The organism is Microcoleus sp. AT9b-C3 (genome assembly GCF_036705485.1).
Taxonomy (GTDB): Bacteria; Cyanobacteriota; Cyanobacteriia; order Cyanobacteriales; family Microcoleaceae; genus Microcoleus.
Map to the genome: position 1 here is coordinate 61154 of NZ_JAUBUR010000010.1, position 18662 is coordinate 79815.

Below are 18662 nucleotides of genomic sequence, written 5' to 3' on the forward strand. Positions count from 1 at the left end.
AAAATCTAAAATCTAAAATCTAAAATCTAAAATCTAAAATCTAAAATCGCATGACTCAAAATGTTAGACCTGCTGCTAATTAGCGCTTTGGGATTTCTCGGCAGTTTCGGTCACTGCGCGGGGATGTGCGGCCCGCTGACAATGGCGTTTTCTCTTTCTAATTCCCGCAACGATAAATTAGCTGCTTTCCGCTTTCATTTGCTGCTAAATTTGGGGAGAATTACTGCTTACGCTTTGGTTGGTGCTGCAATTGGCGGATTGGGTTCGGTGTTAATTGCTGGCGGGCTTTTGGCTGGTACGGGTAGCGAATTGCGGCGGGCGATCGCACTTCTGACGGGCACGATGCTGATTTGGTTCGGAGTAGGGCAAATTAAACCGAACTTACTGCCGGGATTGCCCCGATTGCACCCGCTGTCGCACGATCGAGTCGGACAAGCAATCAGCAAGCTTTCGGCGAAAAAAAACTGGTGGGTGCCGATTGCTTTGGGTTTGCTTTGGGGTTTGATTCCCTGCGGTTTCCTCTACGCCGCGCAGATTAAGGCGGCGGAAACCGGAAACCCGGTTTTGGGTGCGGCGACGATGCTGGCTTTTGGACTCGGCACGCTGCCAACGATGCTGGGATTGAGTTTTTTTGCTGGCAGATTGAGCGCGGACAAACGCAGTCAACTTTTTCGTGCGGGTGGTTGGGTGACGGTGGCGATCGGGATTCTTACCTTGCTGCGAACCGATGAAATGGTCGATTTTACCGGCCACGCAGCGCTGCTGTGCTTGATGCTAGCACTGTTGGCGCGTCCGGTTAGCAAGTTTTTGCCGCAACTGTTGCGCTATCGCCGCGTCTTGGGTGTGGGCGCGTTTGTCTTAGCAGTCGCCCACACGTTTCATATGCTGGATCATACGCTGCAATGGAATTTTGATGCTGTTTCCTTCATGTTGCCGCAACATCAGTTGGGAATGGCGGCTGGGATGCTGTCGCTGCTGTTGATGCTACCGGCAGCGGTTACAAGTTGCGATCGCATTCAAAATTTTTTAGGCAAGCTGTGGCGAAGGCTTCACCTGTTAAGCGTTCCAGCTTTTCTGCTGTGCGCTGTACACGCGGCACTCATCGGTTCCCACTATCTCGGCGGTTTTGAATGGAAGTTGCACAATCAACTGCTGACAGCGGTGTTAGCGCTGGTTGTGGTATTAGTTATGTTTGTGCGATCGCGCTTTTTTTGGTCAGTTTTCTCACTCGAAAATTTCTATGTTTCGCCTGTCAAACAAAAGTAAAACTTTAGGATTGTTAGTATTTTTGGGATTGCTAATTGAAGCAGCAATTCCCTGTGCGCCGCCGTTAAACTCTCTTTCAGTTTTAGCGCACGAAATCGAAGTATCGGGAGATGTAGCCGCTACCTTTCACCTCGAACCCAACCACAATCCCCGCGCCGGACAGCCGGCGAAAGTGTGGTTTGCGCTGACTCGCAGGGGCGGTCAAATTATCCCGCTAGAGCAGTGTAATTGCAAATTAGGGGTTTATCCTAAAAATCGTAAAGAGGGGGATAAGCCGCTGATGCAGCCGCCTTTAAAAGCCATATCTGCGGAAAAATATCAAGGGATTCCGGGAGCTGATATCGTGTTTCCGAAGGCGGGGATTTACGAACTTGAATTGAGCGGAACAGCCAAAAATAAAGCTAATTTTAAACCCTTTAAACTGACTTATACGGTCACGGTTCGCTAAGATAATCTTTCCCTCACCGAACATAAATCTTGTAGGGGCGGGTTCACCGACAATAAATGCCTAAAACCCACAATCTCACAAACCCGCCCCCACCCAACGGCAAATCATAATCTACCTATTTTAACATACAAGAAAATACAACCGAAATCTGTATAAAACCTTAAAAATTGCCAAGTATACAAAATGTCACAAATTTTTACACTACATTATAACCAGTGTCCATTATGGAATTTGTGCAAGCTAACCTCTCTTGAACTGAGCAAAGGATATAACGATGGATATCTTATCTAACACGGTGGCGCTGTCACGGATGCAATTTGCCCTAACCGCCATATTCCATATGCTGTGGCCAGTTCTGACTACTGGAATGGGGATTTATCTGGTAATTGTTGAAGGAATGTGGCTAAAAACTCGCAATCCCGACTACTACCATCACGCTCGTTTTTGGTCTAAACTCTACGTCCTCAACTTCGGTATTGGAGTAGCTTCAGGAATTCCGATGGAATTTCAGTTTGGTACGAATTGGGCACCATTTTCTGAAGCAGTTGGTGACTTTTTTGGCAGCATTTTGGGCTTTGAAGCTTCAATGGCATTTATGCTAGAAGCCGGCTTTTTAGGCATTATGCTGTTTGGTTGGGAGCGCGTTCACCCGATCGTCCATTATTTCGCTACAATCATGGTAGCCTTCGGCGCTAACCTATCCACAGTCTGGATTTTAGTCGCTAACTCTTGGCTGCAAACTCCTGCGGGCGGAGAAATGGTCAATGGCAAGTTTATTGTCAGCGATTACTTTCAAGCAATTCTGAACCCGTTCGCATTAAACAGCATTCTCCATATGTTTTTTGCGACGTTAGAAACTTCGCTGTTTGTCATTGGCGGCATTAGCGCTTGGTACATTCTCAATAAGCGCAACCAAGCGTTTTTTTCCAAGTCTTTAAAAATTGCCATAGCGACAGCAATCGCCGTTGCACCTTTGCAAATATACATCGGACATTTGAGCGCTGAACAAGTTTATCACTATCAACCCACTAAATTAGCAGCAATCGAAGCTAAGTGGGAAACTTCACCAGCGGGAGAGTCAGCCGATTGGACGTTGCTAGCTTTGCCTAATGAAAAAGCCCAAAAAAATGACTGGGAAATTAGCGTACCCAATGGCTTAGGATACATTCTAGAATTCAAACAAAAACTCTCCGAACCCGTACTCGGATTGAAGGAATGGAAGCCAGAAGATAGACCCCGGATGGTGGGTTTAATCTACTATTGTTTCCGCATCATGTCCGGGATTGGATTCTTCTTTTTCGGACTGATGCTGTTCAGTATAATTCAGTGGCTGCGAGGCAAACTTTCTGCTGAAAATATTAGCACTCAACCTTGGCTGATGCGCGCTTGGGTATTAGCTGCTCCCCTGGGATATATTGCTGTAGAATCCGGTTGGATTGTGCGCTGTGTCGGCAGACAACCGTGGGCTTTATATGGGCAAATTCGCACTGCTGACGCGGTGTCAAACATCCCCGCCAGCAATGTTTTAACTTCTCTGAGTTTCTTTGCCGTTGTTTACAGCTTTTTGTTTGTTTGTGCCTTGTATTTTGGCAGCAGAATTATCCGCCAAGGGCCTAATTTAAGTCTGCCTGTGCCAGGTTTAGACAATGAACCTGCAATTGAAAGTCAACCCGGAGAACACATTCCCGATCAACGTCCCGTAGAAGCACAACAATAGGAGATGGTATGCAAGCTTTGGAGCATTTTCTCCCGCAAGTTTGGTTTGTAGTTTTGGCTTTGTTTCTCCTGCTATATGTCATGCTAGACGGTTTTGACTTAGGAGTAGGCATCCTGTCTCTGACTGCTTCCGACGAGGAACGCCGGGGCATTTTAATGACGAGTTTGGGCAACGTTTGGGATGCCAACGAAACTTGGCTGGTGTTGATGGGAGGCGCTTTATTTGGCGCATTTCCCCTCGCTTACGGTACGATTTTGACAGCGCTGTACATACCGATTTGCATGATGCTTTTTGGTTTGATATTTCGGGCTGTAGCCTTTGAATTTCGCGAGCATTCTAATCGCAAATTACTCTGGAATTATGCCTTTGGTGCTGGGAGTTTTTTAGCAGCTTTAGCTCAAGGATTTGCCTTGGGTGCGGTGCTCGAAGGCATTGCGGTTGATGAAGCTGGTCACTTTGTGGGTTCTACTTGGGATTGGCTGGATTGGCGATCGATCTTGGTGGCTTTGACGCTGATTCAAGGCTATGTTTTGATCGGTTCAACCTATCTAATTATGAAAACCGAGGGCGAACTGCAAACAAATCACTATCGCACGGCTAAAATTGCGGCGGTGACAACTTTAATCGGAGCGATTTTAATTACGATCGCCACTCCGATTTTTTACGAAAGCGCTAGAGCCAGGTTGTTCGAGAAACCGCTAGTTTATATCTTTGCCACGATTCCTTTGTTGGGAGTGCTGTTGGTGGGACTGCTGCTGAAAAGTCTCGCAAATAAAGAAGAACGAACGCCGTTTATCTGGACGATTCTGATTTTTTTGCTGACTTTCATCGGCTTGGGATTGATTGTGTTTCCCTACATTATTCCCTCGCAAATCACGATTTACCAAGCCGCAGCTTCGCCCAGCGCCCTGGTATTTATGATTGTGTTTATGGGCGTTCTGCTCCCGATTATGATTTTTTACAACATCTACAATTATGTTGTGTTTCGGGGTAAAGTTGTCGGCGGCCACTACGGGGAATAAAGCATAATACAACCGCAGATGCAGGCAAATATACGCAGATAGTATCAAGTTTATCTCCTGGTTTATCTGCGTATATTTGGGGTTAAAAATTACCAATTATTGTTTTCTGATAGCATCACAATTTACGCAACCATACTATACATAACATAGCGCAAATAGTGCGGCGTAGGCAAAGGAACTAATTTATGATTAGCGATCGCACGTCATGCACTTTGAAATTTGATATTTGAGATTGCTCGCACGGATGAGTCCGGGACTTGCGATCGGGATGCGGAGCTTTTTTCAAAGGTACACAGATAAATCCGGGGACTGGTGGCTAAGTAGATTTCGGTCAAATAATAATTGATAAACATCGGGAAAAAATTACAGTTAATTCTGTCCCTAGCGAGGGTGCAGAGTTTGCGATCGCTATCTTTGTCAAATAATAAAATACAATAGAATGGAATGTTTTAATTTAACTGTTGTATAATCAAGGGTCAATAAGTTATGGATAGGATCGCCACTTTGTCAGGTTATGAGATTACAGAGCAACTTTATATAGGTACACGTACCCTAGTCTATCGAGGTATCCGTACCCGTGACCAATATCCAGTCGTCATCAAACTACTGCGAAACGAATACCCCACCTTCAACGAGCTCGTCCAGTTTCGCAATCAATATACCATTGCCAAAAATCTCGACTTCCCTCACCTCGTCAAACCCCTGACGCTGGAAGTATACCAGAATAGCTATGTTCTAGTAATGGAGGACTTTGGCGGAGTCTCCCTATCTACTTATCTCAAAACCGCAACAAATGAAACCGAACCGTCTCAAGTTTTACCTTTAGCAGAATTTCTCCAACTCGCCATACAACTAACAGACATTATTCACTATCTATACCAAAAGCGAGTCATTCACAAAGATATTAAACCCGCTAATATTCTCATTAATCCCGACACCAAAGAAATTCAACTAATTGACTTTAGTATTGCATCCCTCCTACCACGAGAAACCCAAGAAATCCAGAATCCCAATATCTTAGAAGGAACATTAGCCTATCTCTCTCCCGAACAAACAGGACGGATGAATCGAGGCATTGACTATCGTAGTGACTTTTATTCCCTGGGTGTGACTTTTTATGAATTGTTGACAGGAAGGTTGCCATTTATCTCTGACGATCCGATGAAATTGGTGCATTGCCATCTTGCTAAACACTCGATACCAATCCATCAAATAAATCCAGAAGTTCCCCTAATTTTATCGAAAATTGTCAGTAAGCTGATGGCGAAAAATGCCGAAAAACGCTATCAAAGTGCATTAGGACTCAAGCACGATTTAGAAAATTGTTTATTTCAGTTACAAAAAACAGCCAAGATAGAAAAATTTGAACTCGGAAAGCGAGATATATGCGATCGCTTTACTATCCCCGAAAAACTCTACGGTAGAGAAAAAGAAGTTGAGCAACTATTAGCTGCCTTTGAGCGAGTCAGCCTGGGAGCAACGGAAATGATGCTAGTAGCAGGTTTTTCTGGAATTGGGAAAACCGCCGTTGTCAATGAAGTTCATAAACCCATTGTCCGTCAGCGCGGTTATTTTATCAAAGGCAAATACGATCAATTTCAACGCAACATTCCCTTCAGTGCCTTTGTGCAAGCCTTCCGCGACTTAATGGGTCAATTGCTATCAGAATCGGATACCCAACTGCAAACATGGAAAACCCAAATTTTAGCAGCCGTGGGAGACAACGGACAAGTATTGATTGACGTGATTCCTGAGTTAGAACGGATAATTGGCGCTCAACCTCCTGCAACAGAATTGTCAGGAAGTGCCGCCCAAAATCGCTTTAATCTGCTCATGCAGAAATTCGTGCAAGTTCTCACGAGCAAAGAACATCCTTTAGTGATGTTTTTGGATGACTTGCAATGGGCGGACTCAGCCTCCCTGAATTTGCTACAATTATTGATGAGGGATACAGGATATTTATTAGTATTGGGGGCATTTCGAGATAATGAAGTTTCCCCCGTGCATCCATTTATCTTAACAGTGGATGAGATAGTTAAAACTGGGGCAACAGTGAATACGGTTACTTTGCAACCGTTAAGCGAACCGGATATGAATTTGTTGGTGGCGGATACGCTGAATTGCGAATCATCTCTTGGCGAACCTTTGACAAAATTAGTGTATCAAAAAACTCAGGGTAATCCTTTCTTTGCCACTCAGTTTCTCAAAGCATTACATGACGATAAGCTAATTAGCTTTAATTGGGATATTCGGCATTGGCAGTGTGACATTGCCCAAGTCAAAACCTTAGCGATCACTGATGATGTCGTTGAATTCATGGCATTGCAATTGCAGAAGTTGCCCAGAGAAACTCAGGATGTTCTCAAATTAGCGGCTTGTATAGGAGCGCAGTTTGATTTGAATACGTTAGCAATTGTCAGTGAGAAATCGGCTGGAATGACGGCGACGGCTTTATGGAAAGCATTGCAGGAAGGTTTGGTGATTGCCACGACCAAAATCTATAAGTTCTTTACCCAATCGGATAGTAATGAAGTTTTCAAGGCTTCAGCTAATCCAACTTATCGATTTTTACACGATCGCGTTCAACAAGCTGCCTATTTGTTGATTCCCGACGAGCGCAAGCAAGCCACACATCTACAGATCGGTCAACTACTTTTGAAAAATACTGTTTTGGCAGATCGTGAGGAAATTATCTTCGATATTGTCAACCAACTAAATCGTGGTCGGTACTTATTAAACGATACACAAGAAAAGGAAAAATTGAGCAAATTAAACTTAGTGGTCGGACGAAAAGCTAAAACTTCCACCGCCTATGCTGCTGCCTGCGAGTATATGACTACTGGCATGGAATTATTGGGAGAAGACAGTTGGAATACTCAATATGACTTATGCTTTGCGCTCCACAAAGAACGGGTTGAAGTTGAGTATTTGAAGGGCAATATTGAAGAGTCCAAAATCTGGAGTGTTCGCACTCTGGCACAGGCAAAGACACCCCTAGACAAGGCGGAAATTTACAATTTGGCAATTATTCAATACACCCTACTGGCTGAATATCCAAAAGCTATTGCTGCGGGACTTCAGGCTTTATCTTTGTTGGGAATTGATATTACTGATGATGATTTTGAGTTGGTGCGCGATCGCGAAATTGCCACAGCTCAAGCCATTTTAGAAAGCCGAGCGATCGCTTCTCTCAGTGATTTACCGATGATGACCGATCCTGAGAAAAAAATGGCGACAAAGTTAGCTATTGCTATGGGTCCCCCCACCTATCGATCGCACCAGCGTCTGTGGTCAGTCATTTGTGCCAAGGCTGTTAATCTGTGTTTGCAATATGGTAATACTCCTGAAGTGGGCTATATTTACCCAGCTTACGGTGGCTTACGTGGTTATGCTTTAAATAACTATCAAAACACAGGTGAGTTAATCGATTTAACGCTGCAATTAATGCCAAGATTTAATAATTCTTCAGCCGAAAGTGTAGCCTATTTAATGATTGGTAGTTCTCTCCGCCATTGGTCTCATCCTCTCAAGGTAGCCAGCAAAGATTACCAAATTTCATATCAAATTGGTTTGGAATCAAGTAATTTACAATATGCTGCCTATGCTTTTGGACACCATATGTACTGTCATTTTTATCAAGGAGTAGAACTGAAGCAACTAGAGGCAGAAATTAATCACTCTCTGGCTTTTAGTAAAAATCAAAAAAATCAATGGGCTATCGATCTACTGACTGGTGGTCAAATGCTTGTATCGAGCTTGACAGGAACGATAACTTGGTCGGAAATTAGAGAAGCTGAGTATCTGGATCGCTGCCGAAGCCATAAAAACTGGCAAGTTATCTGTATTTATCATATTCTCAAAAGCCAAATTCTTTATCTCTACGATCGCCCCCATGAAGCTTTAGAATATGCCCAGAAAGCTGAAGATGAGATTGTCAATGTTGCTCCGCAGGGCTTACTTCCTTATGCCAGACATCGCTTCATCTATGCTCTGTTGTTGTGTCAGAGTTATCATCAAAGTTTAAATGTAAAACAATCTGACTTGTGGCAAAGATTGGTAGCCTATCAACAGCAATTAGCGGTTTGGGTGCAAAACTGCCCGGATAATTTTAGCCCTGCCTATGAACTAGTGTCAGCAGAAATGGCGCGTGTTTCTGGAGATAAATTAGCTACAATTGAACTGTACGATCGCGCGATCGCATCCGCCAGCAAAAGTGATTTTATTCAAGATGAAGCCCTTGCCAACGAACTAGCAGCGAAATTCTACTTGGAATGGGGCAAAGAAAAAGTAGCTCAAGGCTACATGATTGAAGCATATTATTGTTATGCCCGATGGGGAGCTAAAGCCAAAATAGACGATTTGGAAAAACGTTACCCTCGCCTACTCGGTATAATCCTTCAGCAACCTCAATCCTTTAGTTCCTTTAAGGAAACGATCGCCCGGGGAACGATTACTTCTACTCACTCTTCTAGCAGCAACTCGGAATTTCTCGATTTGCCTACTCTGATCCAAGCCTCTCAAGCCATTTCGGGCGAGATTGAACTAGATAAACTCCTGACTACTCTCTTAAAAATAGCGATCGCGAATGCTGGCGCCACTAAGTGTGTCTTATTGATCAAACAAAAACAGTATTTACAGGTAGTGGCTCTTGTAGCAGAGGGACAGGAACCTCAGCTATTACCATCAATGCCTCTAGAATCAAGTCAGGATGTAGCAATTAGTTTGGTTAACACTGTCAAGCGTAGTTTGAAACCTTTGGTAATAGTTGATGCTAGGGTAAGTTCCCAGGTTGCGAGCGATCGCTATATTGAACAGCACCAGCCGATAAGTGTTCTGTGTATTCCAATTCTTAATCAAGGGCGGTTGATAGGAGTTTTATACCTGGAAAATAATCTGACCGTAGGCGCGTTTACTAGCGATCGCATTGAAGTGCTAAATCTGCTGGCTTCTCAAGCTGCTATTTCCTTAGAAAACGCCCGTTTGTATAAAGAATCTCAACAAGCATTAACCGATCTCAAACAAGCACAAATAAAAATAGTTCAAAGCGAAAAAATGTCAGCCTTGGGAAACTTAGTGGCTGGGGTTGCTCACGAAATTAATAATCCGGTTGGGTTTCTGGTGGGTAATATTCAACCAGCCTTAGATTATATCAAAGATTTGTTTGGATTGCTCGATTTGTATGAACAAAAATATCCCCAACTCGATCCAGAGATTCAAGAGGAAATCGAGAACATCGATCTTGACTACATCCGGGAAGATTTACCGAAATTAGTCAGTTCGATGCGGGAAGGGGTGAAGCGGATTCGGGATATTAGTACCAGTCTACGAACATTCTCCCGTGCTGATACTAACTATCCCGTAGCTTGTAATATCCACGATGGCCTCGATAGCACCATTATGATCCTGAAACATCGCCTCAAGGCTAACGAAACTCGTCCAGAAATCAAAGTGATTAAGGAATACGGTAATTTGCCACAAGTGGAGTGTTATGCCGGACAGTTGAATCAAGTATTTATGAATTTGTTAGGTAATGCGATCGATGCTTTGGAGGAATCAAATCAAGGACGAGATTATGCAGAAATTGTTAATGAAATTACCATTAAAACAGACATTTTTGTGGACAAAAAACAAGCGATAATTTCCATTAAAGATAACGGTGTGGGCATGAGTAAAACGGTGCAAGAAAAGATTTTTGATGAGTTATTTACTACCAAGGAAGTAGGGAAAGGCACGGGATTGGGTTTGGCGATCGCACGGCAGATTGTAGTTGAGAAACACGGCGGTACAATCGAGGTAAATTCTGTATTGAGAGAAGGGACGGAGTTTACAATTTTATTGCCAATGAAAGGATAAGACTATCTTGATAGAGCGCCATCTTTCTATTCTAAAGTGAAAAACAATACAAGCGGTAGAGTCTGTTGCCTGGGGATATCGCAGTTCTATTTTCCTCAGACTCGACAAAGAAAAGTGTATACTTAGTTACAAGAGTCAATGTCTGAGATGGAATAATCCAGAGGAGTACCGCAGTGGATTTGACAAACCGAATTGCCGGATATCATCTGGTTGAGCAATTATACTGCGGTTCGAGAACCGTAGTTTATCGAGCCATCCGAGAAACAGATCGGCTTCCAGTTGTCATTAAACTATTAAATCGAGACTATCCCAGCTTCAGCGAACTGCTGCAATTCCGCAACCAGTACACCATCGCCAAAAACCTACGTCTGCTGGGAGTCGTTGAACCCTACAATTTGGAATCCTATCGCCACAGCTATGCCCTAGTAATGGAGGATTTTGGCGGTATTTCTCTGCGAGACTACGCCCAAGAAGCCTCGCTGACTCTAGCAGAAATATTGGAAATTGCCATTCAAATAACTGAGATCCTTGACGGACTGTACCGAAATAGAGTCATTCATAAAGATATTAAGCCAGCTAACGTTCTGATTCATCCCAAAACCAAACAAATTAAACTCATAGACTTTAGCATCGCCTCCCTACTGCCGAGAGAAACTCAAGAAATTCAAAATCCCAACGTCTTAGAAGGAACCCTCGCCTATATTTCTCCCGAACAAACCGGAAGAATGAACCGAGGCATCGACTACCGCACTGACTTTTATTCTCTGGGAGTTACTTTGTACGAACTGCTGACAGGAAAACTGCCATTTGAATGTGACGACCCGATGGAGTTGGTGCACTGCCATATTGCGAAAAAACCTCCTGCAATAAACAGCAAAGAAATCCCGCAGGTGGTTTCGGATATAGTCATGAAGCTGATGGCGAAGAATGCGGAAAAGCGCTATCAAAGTGCCAGGGGATTGAAACATGACTTAGAAAAGTGTTTGCAGCAGTGCCAAGAAACTGGAAAAATTGAAAGCTTTGAATTAGGAAAGCGGGATATATGCGATCGCTTCCTCATCCCCGACAAACTCTATGGTCGAGAAAAAGAAGTTAATCACCTATTAGCTGCCTTTGAGCGAATCAGCACAGGTAGCACCGAAATGATGCTAGTAGCAGGTTTTTCGGGAATTGGGAAAACCGCCGTCGTCAACGAAGTTCATAAACCCATTGTGCGGCAAAGGGGTTATTTTATCAAAGGGAAATATGACCAATTTCAGCGCAACATTCCCTTTAGCGCCTTTGTGCAAGCATTCCGCGATTTAATGGGGCAATTGCTATCCGAATCAGATTGGCAATTAGAAACATGGAAAAGCCAGATATTAACTGCATTAGGAGACAACGGACAAGTCTTAATTGACGTAATTCCTGAGTTAGAAAATATTATCGGTAAACAGCCAGCCGCCATTGAATTATCGGGAACAGCCGCCCAAAATCGCTTTAATCTCTTATTGCCAAAATTTGTGCAAGTGTTTACCAGTAAAGAACATCCATTAGTCATGTTTTTAGATGACTTGCAATGGGCAGATTCCGCATCACTGAACTTGCTTAAATTATTGATGCAAGATGCTGGGTATCTATTAATATTAGGTGCGTATCGAGATAATGAAGTCTCCCCCGTACATCCATTCATTTTAACAGTGGATGAAATTGTCAAAACTGGGGCAACGGTGAATACAATTACTTTACCACCCTTAAGGCAACCTGATATGAATCAGTTGGTGGCAGATACACTGAATTGTGAATCATCTCTAGCCCAGCCTTTAACAAAATTGGTTTCTCAAAAAACTCAAGGTAATCCTTTTTTTGCTACTCAGTTTCTCAAAGCATTACATGATGACAAGTTAATTAGCTTTGATTGCGAGATTCAATATTGGCAATGCGATATTGCCCAAGTGAAGGCCTTAGCAATTACTGATGATGTCGTTGAATTCATGGCATTGCAATTACAGAAATTGCCACCAGAAACTCAGGATAGTCTCAAACTAGCGGCTTGTATAGGGGCGCAGTTTGATTTGAATACCATAGCAATTGTCAGTGAGAAATCAGCAGACAGTAGCGCCACAGCTTTATGGAAAGCCTTGCAAGAAGGTTTGGTAATTCCTACTACCGAAATCTATAAGTTCTTTACGCAATCTGATAGCGAGGAAGTTTTTAATGATTCTGCTAATCCGACTTATCGATTTTTACACGATCGCGTCCAACAAGCTGCCTATTCTCTGATTCCCGATGAGCAAAAAACAGCAACTCACCTCAAAATTGGACGGTTACTGCTCGAAAATTTATCGGAGATTCAGCTTGAGGAAAAACTGTTCGATCTTGTAGGGCATTTGAATTTAGGAATGGAGTTAATTGCTCAATCAAGAGAACGGCAAGCATTAGCTCAACTAAATTTACAAGCTGGAGTGAAGGCGAGAAATTCCACAGCTTACGCCGCAGCAAGAGTTTATTTACAAACTGGAATTGAGTTACTGACAGCTAACTGCTGGCAACATCAGTATGAATTAACTTTGAATCTGTATGTGGCATCGGCTGAAGTTGCCTATTTGAATGGTGACTTTGAGGAAATGGAACAGATGGCAGCACTGGTGTTGCGATCCGCTCAAACCATACTACACCGAGTGAAAATTTATGAGATCCAAATCAGCGCACTGACAGCGCAGAGTCAGATGTTGGAAGCAATATCTGTCGGCAAAAATGCGCTGGTAGAATTGGGGGTTGAGTTCTCATCTGAACCTGATGAAGCGTTGACAGGCAAAGCACTACAAACCCTTGGCGCTCGCCTTCAGGGTAAACAGATTTCAGAACTGATTAACCTCCCTGCGATGAGCGACTCAGAGACAATTGCAGCGATGCAACTATTAGCCATGTTGTTTTCAGCGATTTTTTCAGCCTCTCCTGCCTTGCTACCTCTGTATTGCTCGACAATGGTGAGTCTATCTCTCCAATTTGGAAATGCGCCCGCATCAACAATCGGATATGTAGGTTATGGCCTGGTGTTATCTGCTTTTTTAGGAGAAGTAAAAACAGGTTATGATTTCGGGCGATTGGCACTGAACTTAGTCAATCAGTTGAATGTACGGGAATTTAAGTCCTCCGCTTTACTGTTTTTTGGCGCTTTCCTCCAGCATCGTCAAGAACCACTGAGGGCAGTAATACCAACTCTCAAAGATAGCTATTTAGCGGGGATGGAAACAGGTGATTTCCTCAATGCTGGCTACAGTATAGCTATTTGTTTTTACGATCATCTATTCGGTGGAGTGGCTCTGGACGATTGGGTACTAGAAATAAAAAATTACTGTGTTGTCTTAGCGACTCTGAAGCAAGATTCTCCTCTGGCTTACCTAAAGGCAACACAACAGACGGCGCAGAACTTGACGGAAATTGTCAAGCAACCGGATTTATTAATCGGTACTGCCTACGATGAAACTGTGATGTTTCCTAAGCAGTATCAAAATAACGAACTCACTGTCCTTGCTGTTGTTTATATCTATAAACTGATGCTTGCCTATATTTTTGGCAACTACACCAATGCCCTAGACTACCTTACCCAAGCTAACCGCTATTTGATGGGAGCGACAGGAATGATTCAAATTCCTGTTTTTCATTTCTATGCTGGCTTAACCTACCTGGCACTATGCTCTATGGAGTCAGAAATTGAGCAAGCAAACACTCTTAGCAGGATGGAAATTCATCAAACGAATATTACTCAATGGGCGCATCATGCCCCCATGAATCACCAACATAAAGTTGACTTAATCAAGGCAGAAAAATGTCGAGTGTTAGGACACAAAGCAGAAGCAAGTGAGCTATACGACAAGGCAATTTCTGGAGCCAAAGCCAACGAATACATCCAAGAAGAAGCACTGGCCAATGAACTAGCCGCCAACTTTTACCTCGACTGGGGTAAACAGCGCATTGCCCAGGAATACATGACAAACGCCTACTATGGCTATGCTCGTTGGGGCGCTAAAGCCAAAGTCGCCGACTTAGAAAAACGCTATCCTCAACTACTGGCTCCCCTTTTCCAGCAAACCCGTTCTCCCCTCTCCCCTCACGAAACTATCTTCACATTGGGAAGTGTCACCTCCACCAGTTCTCCCAGTTCCAGCAGTAGCAGTGTCTCTGTAGCTTTAGATTTAGCTGCGATTCTCAAAGCTTCCCAAACTCTTTCTGCCGAAATCGAATTGGAAAAACTGCTGGCATCGTTGCTGAGAATCGTCATCGAAAATGCGGGGGCTGATAAATGCGTGTTAATGCTCTTGCAAGACTCGCGCCTGCTAATCAAAGGGTCAATTAGCGTGGGGATGGAGCCAGTCGTGTTGCAGCGCCTTCTGGTTGAAGACAGTCAAGAAATTCCTCTGAAGCTAATTTACAAAGTCAAGCACGATAGGCGAACTGTTGTACTGATTGATGCGACGACCGATCCTACTTTAGCCAATGACCCATACATCATGCGTCAGCAGCCGAAGAGTATCTTGTGTAGCCCGATTTTGCATCAAGGTAAGTTGATGGGCATTTTATATCTAGAGAATAATTTAGCAACGGGGGCGTTTACCAGCGATCGCGTTGAACTACTTAACTTACTCTGCGCTCAAGCGGCGATTTCCTTAGAAAATGCTCGACTTTACGAGCGATCTCAGAACTATGCTCAACAGCTAGAAGAGTCTTTGGAAGAGTTAAAGAATAGTGAAGCCCGCTTTCAGAAACTTGCCAATAACGTGCCTGGCTTGATTTATCAGATTCGGATTCAAGCCGATGGTTCTGCTTCAGTGCCCTACGTCAGTTCTGGATGTCAAACACTCTATGAAGTGGCGGCAGAGGATGTGATGCTAGGAAAATACAGCCTACGCGATTTTGAACATCCCGACGATCGAGCAGAGGGGTTTCGGGCAGTTATCGAGTCCGCTCAAACGCTCACCCCATTTCAACATGAGTGGCGGATTATTACTCCCAGTGGGAAAGTGAAATGGGTGAAAGCCGCTGCTCAGCCAGAACGTAGAGAAGACGGAGAAACCGTTTGGGATGGAATGCTGATTGATATTACCGATCGCAAGCAAGCAGAAGCAGGTGTGATTCAAAAATCACAGGAACTCGAACAGACTCTGGCAGATTTGCAAAACACCCAACTGCAAATGGTGCAAAGCGAAAAAATGGCATCACTCGGAAATCTGGTAGCAGGTGTTGCTCATGAAATCAATAACCCCGTCGGCTTTATTTGGGGCAATTTGAATGAAACCCAGCAAACCGTGCAAGACTTAGTGGAGCATCTCAATCTCTATCGATCTCGCGCCTCAGAAACAGAGCTTGCAGACCATGCCGAAGATATCGATTTAGACTATATCATCGAAGACTGGCCTAAAATGATTGACTCCATGAAACTGGGATGCGATCGCATTAAAAGTATCAGCACTTCGCTCCGCACCTTTTCTAGAGCTGACAAAGACTATAAAGCGCCCTTCAACATCCACGAGGGCATAGATAGTACGCTCTTAATTCTCAAATATCGATTGAAAGCGAACGATGAGCGACCCGCCATTGAAGTAGTGAAATACTACGGCAATATTCCGGCGATCGAATGCTTCCCCGGACAGCTTAACCAGGTGTTTATGAACATTCTAGCCAATGCGATCGATGCGTTAGATGAATCAAATACTGGTCGAAGTTTTGCGGAAATTCAGGCGAATCCCAACCGCATTACAATTACAACCTCACTAGAAGATAACCAGGTAAAAATTACCATTACTGATAATGGAAAGGGTATGAGTGAATCAGTCAAAGAGAAAATATTCGATCATTTGTTTACGACGAAAGCCGTAGGGAAAGGAACGGGATTAGGATTGGCAATCGCACGGTTAATTGTAGTTGATCAACACTTTGGTATGCTCGAAGTCAACTCAACTTTAGGTCGCGGTACAGAATTTATAATTTCACTGCCCTGTTGAGCATTAGCTGGATAATTTATAGCCAATTTTGGAATTTTTCTGGAAAATTGAAAGTTTTTTACACCCCACGTTACAATTTATAGTGAGCGATAACTTCTGCCAAAGTCTTGATGCTTCCGTCGCACTAATTTATAAAGGAATCTCGATCGCAAATTCCGTACCTTCTCCTACGGTGGAACTGCAGCTCAAGGCTCCGGCGTGTTTTTCCGCGACAATTCGGTAACTGATGGCTAACCCTAAACCAGTGCCTTTTCCCATCGGTTTGGTCGTGAAAAACGGGTCAAATAATCGACTCCGCACGTCTTCTGTCATGCCGATCGCATTATCGGCAATGCGGATGCAAATACTATTTTCGTTCAGGGCTTCTGTGCGAATCCTAATAGTTGGTTTCCAATCGTCGCCGTCGGCTGCAGATCGCCTTTTTTGGTTGCAAGCATCTTCCAAGGCGTCAATACTGTTGCTAAGCAGATTCATAAATACCTGATTGAGCTGACCAGCATAACATTCTATTAAAGGGAGCTGACCGTAATCTTTGATAATTTTTATTTCTGGATAATCGCCTCGGGCTCGGAGTTTGTTGTGCAATATTAAGAGGGTATTATCTATGCCTTCGTGAAGGTTAGTAGGTTTTTTTACTGAGTCGTCTAAACGCGAGAAGTTTCGCAAACTCAGAACTATTTCGCGAATGCGATCTGCTCCCATTTTCATCGAAGATAATATTTTTAGTAAATCTTCTGTCAGAAATTCTAAATCGATATTGTCAATACATTCTTGAACTTCTACCACGGGCTGAGGATAATGTTTTTGGTAAAGTTTCACAAGCTGCAACAAGTCTCTGATATATTGGCTGGCGTAGGAAATGTTGCCGTAGATAAAACTGACAGGGTTATTAATTTCGTGAGCTACTCCAGCTACCATTTGACCGAGACTTGACATTTTTTCGGTATGAATTAGGTGAGCTTGAGTTTCTCGAAGTTCTTTGAGAGCGATTTCTAGCTGCTGGGCTCTGTTGTTGGCGATCGCCTCGGAGAGTCGCAAAGCATCCTCCGCTGCTTTGCGCTCTGTCATGTCAAAAATGGCACCGTTGAGGGATAAAACTTCACCGTCTGCGTTGAAAAGGGCTTGACCTTTCTCTGCAACCCACCGCACATTTCCGTCGCAGTGCATCAGGCGATATTCGATGATGTAAGGTTGTTTTGTCTTAATAGCCCGATCGATAATTGTCTCGATCTGCTGGGCGTCATCGGGATGAACTATACTCAGAAAAGCCTGCACTGGTTTTTGCATAAAGTTAGCTGCAGGATAGCCGGAAATAGCTTCTATGCCACTGCTGATAAAAGTTAGGCTCGATCGCCCTGCAGCACTGCAACGGTAAACTGCACCGGGAATGCTAGAAACTAATGACCTAAATTCTTCTTCCCTTTCTCGCAAAGCTGCCTCAATCCGCTTGCGTTCGCTAATGTCACGAGCAAACGCGCACTGATATTCTTTGCCGTTAAATTCCAAATGGTTGATCGTAATTTCTACCGGAAAAATGCGACCGTACTTAGTGAGGTGGTGAACTTCAATATTAACTGAACCGCAGCGTTTTAAGACTTTCCAGTGCAAACTCCAAGCACTTTGGGGAAAATCTGGATTGATGTCGTGCACTGTCATCGAGAGCAATTCTGCTGCAGAATATCCCAAGGAAGTGCAAGCAGCGTCGTTGACGTACAAAAATTTACCGTCGGGCCCGATCCAAAATATCGCATCTGCCGATCGGTCGATCGCAAACTGAGTCAGTTGCAACTTTTCCTCAACTCGGTGGCGATCGGCAATTTCTTTTTCTAACTGTTCATTAAGCGAATTGAGAGCTAAAGCGCGATCGACAATAGTATCCGAAGGGTAAAAATGGAGCGCTTTTTTTGCCAATTCTCCTGTCTCTATATCATGCTGCTGCTGATTTTTTTCTACCTGTTTTAACGACTGTTGTTGAAGTTTTTCTTTTTGATTGAAACCAGACTCGGCAAGTGCTTTGGGCATGAGGGCAAGGGCGACTGCGACTAAAAACCACGCAATCAAAGCACTTGCAGCTTTGAGAGTTACTGACAGCCAATATATCGAGTGCCACAGCGTCCAAACTTCCGTCAATTTAGCAGCGCCCCAAGCAAAAAAAACAACGGCAAATACCCGGAAAATCTTGCGGTGAGAACCTTGGCGGGTAAAATAAACTAAAGATAGGGCGATCGAGCAATAAGCCAGTGCCGTCAGCGAGTCAAAAACAGCGTACAATCGCAACTCCGGCACCACGTTGCAGGCGAGTGTAGAATATACAGCAAGTGTGGAAAAAAAAATTGTTAATTGTTCTTGCATAAAGTTCAAGAAAAAAATTA

7 protein-coding genes are annotated in these 18662 nt (G+C 43.7%); 6 read left to right on the forward strand and 1 reads right to left on the reverse strand.

Annotated elements, in window-relative coordinates; translation table 11 throughout:
* Positions 1-60 precede the first annotated feature (60 nt).
* From QUB77_RS11740 to QUB77_RS11765, 6 genes are all read left to right on the forward strand, one after another.
* The gene (locus QUB77_RS11740; RefSeq protein WP_333170440.1) at positions 61-1266 is read left to right on the forward strand and encodes an urease accessory protein UreH domain-containing protein; all 1206 of its coding nucleotides are present in this window, start codon (positions 61-63) and stop codon (positions 1264-1266) included.
* Positions 1241-1714 (forward strand): hypothetical protein, encoded by a 474-nt coding sequence (locus QUB77_RS11745; RefSeq protein WP_333170439.1) that lies wholly within the window; start codon positions 1241-1243, stop codon positions 1712-1714. Before QUB77_RS11740 ends, QUB77_RS11745 begins: the two co-directional genes overlap by 26 nt.
* Positions 1715-1988: 274 nt before the next feature.
* A complete protein-coding gene (locus QUB77_RS11750; RefSeq protein ID WP_333170438.1) occupies positions 1989-3431 on the forward strand; it encodes a cytochrome ubiquinol oxidase subunit I in 1443 nt (480 codons plus the stop codon).
* 8 nt (positions 3432-3439) lie between these two features.
* Positions 3440-4453, forward strand: coding sequence for a cytochrome d ubiquinol oxidase subunit II (gene cydB / locus QUB77_RS11755; protein ID WP_333170437.1), 1014 nt, complete (start codon positions 3440-3442; stop codon positions 4451-4453).
* A 486-nt stretch (positions 4454-4939) separates the two neighbouring features.
* Positions 4940-10306, forward strand: coding sequence for an AAA family ATPase (locus QUB77_RS11760; RefSeq protein ID WP_333170436.1), 5367 nt, complete (start codon positions 4940-4942; stop codon positions 10304-10306).
* A gap of 173 nt (positions 10307-10479) precedes the next feature.
* The gene (locus QUB77_RS11765) at positions 10480-16290 is read left to right on the forward strand and encodes an AAA family ATPase (protein ID WP_333170435.1); all 5811 of its coding nucleotides are present in this window, start codon (positions 10480-10482) and stop codon (positions 16288-16290) included.
* A 129-nt stretch (positions 16291-16419) separates the two neighbouring features.
* Here QUB77_RS11765 and QUB77_RS11770 read toward each other — a convergent pair whose 3' ends face one another.
* Positions 16420-18642 carry a PAS domain S-box protein gene (locus QUB77_RS11770; protein ID WP_333170434.1) on the reverse strand — a complete coding sequence of 741 codons (2223 nt, stop codon included), beginning with the start codon at positions 18640-18642 and terminating at the stop codon, positions 16420-16422.
* Positions 18643-18662 lie beyond the last annotated feature (20 nt).